This is a genomic window from Bacteroidota bacterium, from assembly GCA_034723125.1.
Classification (GTDB): domain Bacteria; phylum Bacteroidota; class Bacteroidia; order CAILMK01; family JAAYUY01; genus JAYEOP01.
Genome location: JAYEOP010000116.1, coordinates 1 through 4,415 on the forward strand (window position 1 = coordinate 1; position 4,415 = coordinate 4,415).

Genomic DNA, 4,415 nt, shown 5'->3' on the forward strand with positions numbered 1-4,415 from the left:
AAAAAATTCAACTTTTGTTTTCAAATGAACTTATTGAAGAATTTATTAAAGTATCTAAAAGACCTAAATTTAAAAAATATTTTACAAATGACGATATTGAAAGATTGCTTGAAACATTTAATTCTTATGGGAAATTAATTGAAATAGAATCTGATATAAATGAATGCAGGGATGTAATACTAAACTGCCATCAAGATACTGAAAATAAAACATTTCTTTTCGCCCTGTTTTTATTCAAAAAATTATTCCGTAGCCACAGCTATGCAAGAATTTTGTGAAGAAAAACAAAACAAAAATAATTTATTTTCTTAATCAGCATCTTAATAGCGGTTTAGTATAAGGGATAATTTTTTATTGAATTTGGCAATTGATGGTAAAGCAGATTATTTATTATCAGGAGATAATGATTTACTTGAGATGTTAAAAATAAAAAACACCAAAATTATTTCTATCACTAATTTTCTGGAAATAGTAGAATAAAGAACACCCCACTAATACGCAAAAGCTATCGGGCAAGCAATTTTTGATTTATTTTATTATTTTTATGCTTTATAGATATATGCAAATATCAACTAATAAATCATGATGATTTTGGATTACAATCCAAAATAACTATAATAATTATGGATTACAATCCAAAATTATTATATTTGCAGTATGATAAAAAGAGAATTAACAGAAATTATAAAGCAGAAATTTTTTAAGAACAAAGCTATTATAATTACAGGACCAAGACAAGTTGGCAAAACTACTTTGGTAAAAGCTCTTGTTGAAGATGCTGGGGAAGCAATTATTTGGTTTAATGGAGATGAACCAAAAATACCACAATTATTTAGTGAGATTTCCTCTGCAGAGATGACTCAATTGTTTGGTAAAAATAAAATTGTTGTAATTGACGAAGCACAACAAATTGATAATATTGGAACAGTATTAAAATTAATTGTAGATAATATTCCTGAAGTTCAGTTAATTGCAACAGGCTCATCATCATTTGACCTTACTAATAAGCTCAGTGAACCTCTGACAGGGCGAAAATTTGAATATTTACTTTATCCCATTTCATACAATGAACTTGTAAATGAACATGGTAAATTAAAAGAAAAGCAAGAGTTAAATTTGCGTCTTATTTATGGCTCATATCCTGAAATAATAACAGAATTTACTGATGCTTCCGAAACATTAGCTTGGCTTTCTGATAGTTATTTATACAAAGATTTACTTAAATTAGAATTTATTAAAAAACCTTCATTATTAGTAAAGTTACTGCAAGCCTTGGCATGGCAATTAGGAAGTGAAGTTTCGTATAATGAAGTGGCGAGAACAATAGGTTCTGACCCAAAAACCGTAGAGAAGTATATTGATCTTTTGGAAAAGACTTTTGTTGTGTTTCGATTACCTGCTTTTAGCAGAAACATTAGAACGGAATTAAAAAAATCAAGAAAAATTTATTTCTATGACAATGGTATTCGTAATGCTATTATTGGTAATTTCAACCGAATTGAAATGAGAAATGATGTTGGTGCATTATGGGAAAACTATCTTATTAGTGAACGAATAAAAGTGCTTGAATATAAAAGAATTCGAGCAAATATATTTTTTTGGAGAACAACACAACAGCAAGAAGTTGATTATGTTGAAGAGCGTGATGGTTTATTAAATGCTTATGAATTCAAATATAATCCTAAAAAAAGATCTAGTTTATCAAAAACATTTCAATCAGCCTATCCCGAACATATTTTTAAAGTAATTAATAGCAAAAATTATTCGGAATTTTTAATTTGATAAATTGTTCATAATACTTTGGTATTATATTTTATACCGAAAGGTTATCATGTAACAGAAAATAAATTTTCTTAACATGCTAATCCATCGGCATAATACCAGATTCTTTTTAATTAACCTGATGACGGTTTAGTATTACCTTTAGGATTTTAACAATAATAAAAAAAAACCACAGACAAAAATTTTATTGTCTGTGGTTCTTTGTTTGTAGATATTTAGTGTATTATCTGAAATGCTTTTGAATCAATAATTTTATTTTCTGAAATTATTTTGTAAAAATAAATTCCATTATCAATTGAAGAAGTATTTATTCTTACTTCTGTATTTCCTGAATTAATAATTTTCTCAATAATAATTCTTCCTTTTGTATCCATTATTTGAAGTGTTGTTTTGCTTTTAAAGCTTCTTAATGGAATTATGGTGTAATCGTTTGCAGGGTTAGGATAATTTGAATTGAGAGTTTTCATTTTTTCATCAAAAACATCAAGAGTTATTTTTCCATGAAACCAGTCATGAGTAAGTGTCATTACCTCATTTCTAATATTATCATCTGATATCATTTCTAAGCTAAAACCAAGATAAACTGTTTTGTAATCTTTTACATGACTCCTGATTGCAGCAATTTTTGAATTAGAGTATTTTAAGATTGGCACACCTTGTCCGTTAACAGCAAGACGATCAGGATACATATATGCATTTCCATCATCCGACTTTCCGTATCTGTTAATTAGTGCTGAATTACCAATATCACCATAAAGTTCATCTCCTGCTGAAATTAGTAAGTTGTCAGAAGGACTACCATCATTAATGAAATTTGCATGAAGATAATTTTGAATAAAAGCTTTTGTATTGGCTGTACCATATCCATTATCATCCCAGTTGTCCCATCCAATATCTTGTCCTGATATCATCAAGTTTCCACCATTAGTAAGGAAGGTTGAAAAATCACTTGCAAGCTCATCGGAAAGTGATGGGAATGACCATCCTACATTGTAGTAAATAGCTTCAATATCAGTTAAAGCATTATTGCTTTCTGCAAGCATGTAAACATTTGAATTTGTAATTCCGTAAGTAGTATTATTTGCATTATCAAGTCCATCAGTATAAAATTGCTGAAAAGTATTTGCCATTGTATCACTTCCATCTCCCCATGATGAACTGTTATTTACAATAAGGTCGGTTACACCTGACACTACATAAACTTTGATTTCTTTAGTACCTGCGGTTGGGTTTGAAACCGATGACATTGTTAAAGTGTATTCTGCAAATGCAGGAGTACCTCCGGGAGTAACAGAAATGCTAATACTTTCATTTGTTCCGTTATCAAGAGATATTGTTGCATTTGTTGTATAATCATTTCCTTTAATATTATATGAAGCAGTCCAATTTACAGGAGCATTTGAAGTTAATGAAAAATCAAAATCGCTGGAATTTGCAAGGCTACTAATTGCAGCCATATCAAAAGTTACTGCTTGTGATGCCGATGATTTTTTAACAGCTATTGAAGGATCGGAAAATTCACCAATATAAATTTCAGTACTACCGTCATTTGAGCCATTTACTGCAACATCCTGAACTCCTGTGTATATTTCCTGATGAGATTCTGCAACAAAAACTGCAACATCACAATTATTAATATTCCAATCAGCAGGAATTGTGTCGCTATAAACTTTTGTAAAAAAGGATCCTTGAGAGGTTGTTGTTATTTCATCTCCCCATTGACCTGTCATAAAACTTCTAAAAATATGTTTGTGGTCATAATTGTTTGTGTTTCCGTTTCCGTAATCTGTTTGATAACCAAAAACATGATTTTCAAGAAGCACAATATTGAGATAGTTTGTTGATTTAGGACTGTTATCTGTATAATATGCTTCTACGGTAACTGTTAACACTCTTGTTGTTGTGTCAAATTGAGATTGAAATCCAACGTTTACTACTGATTTTTGAGGGAATATTTTTAATGCGGCAAAAAACCATGCCGAACGACTCATTGAAGTTTTATTCGGATCTATTTCAGGAAAAACGTGTCTGTTTACCGTTCCCGAAGGATAGCCTGATACATTTGCTTGAGCAACAAGATTATCACCAAATTCAGTTCTAAAATCAGGTTCTCCTGCATTTGGTACAGCATAACCACCTGCGTGGATGTTTACTAAAACAACTCTGTTCGGATTTGCATCACTTAAAGCTTGAGCTCTTGCATGTCCATCAGGGCAGTAACCACAGTGAATACCTGTGTATTCTTCTAAAACAACATTCTTTTGTTGCGGTATTGTTGTTACAAAGGTTTGAGCATTTACATTGTGAATAAATAAAATGCTTGTAATGAGAAATAATAGCGAATAAAAATGTTTCATGATGATTTTCTTTGTGTTAGTTTAAATAAAGCTTAAGGGGGGTTCTATAAATACATTTCTTTTAAGAAACAAAGATAATGAATAAAATGCAAGGCACAAATTTTTTTGAATAGCATTCCGCGTGTCGCTGAAGCTTTAGCGGAGGCACAAGCTATTGAGAAAAATTTTAACGCAGTCAGATTGTTTATTATCTTTGTTCCCAAAGGGTTTTCAGAGTTTTTCATATACTTCTTCAAAAATTTTTACATTATCTCGATAGTGCTTCAAATTTTTTCA

3 protein-coding genes are annotated in these 4,415 nt (G+C 30.4%); 2 read left to right on the forward strand and 1 reads right to left on the reverse strand.

The window, feature by feature from the left end; translation table 11 throughout:
- Together U9R42_03600 and U9R42_03605 are read left to right on the forward strand one after the other, a co-directional pair.
- A partial coding sequence (locus U9R42_03600) for a putative toxin-antitoxin system toxin component, PIN family (GenBank protein ID MEA3495101.1) occupies window positions 1-278 on the forward strand: 278 nt, incomplete at its 5' end.
- A gap of 379 nt (window positions 279-657) precedes the next feature.
- Window positions 658-1,782, forward strand: a complete 1,125-nt coding sequence (locus U9R42_03605) for an ATP-binding protein (GenBank protein MEA3495102.1) — start codon at window positions 658-660, stop codon at window positions 1,780-1,782.
- A gap of 215 nt (window positions 1,783-1,997) precedes the next feature.
- Here U9R42_03605 and U9R42_03610 read toward each other — a convergent pair whose 3' ends face one another.
- Window positions 1,998-4,139, reverse strand: a complete 2,142-nt coding sequence (locus U9R42_03610) for an Omp28-related outer membrane protein (protein MEA3495103.1) — start codon at window positions 4,137-4,139, stop codon at window positions 1,998-2,000.
- Window positions 4,140-4,415: the final 276 nt, after the last annotated feature.

Bases quoted from the DNA above. Each gene is read 5' to 3' on its own strand.
- U9R42_03605 (MEA3495102.1), top strand. From the start codon at position 658: ATGATAAAAAGAGAATTAACAGAAATTATAAAGCAGAAATTTTTTAAG.
- U9R42_03610 (MEA3495103.1), bottom strand. From the start codon at position 4,139: ATGAAACATTTTTATTCGCTATTATTTCTCATTACAAGCATTTTATTT.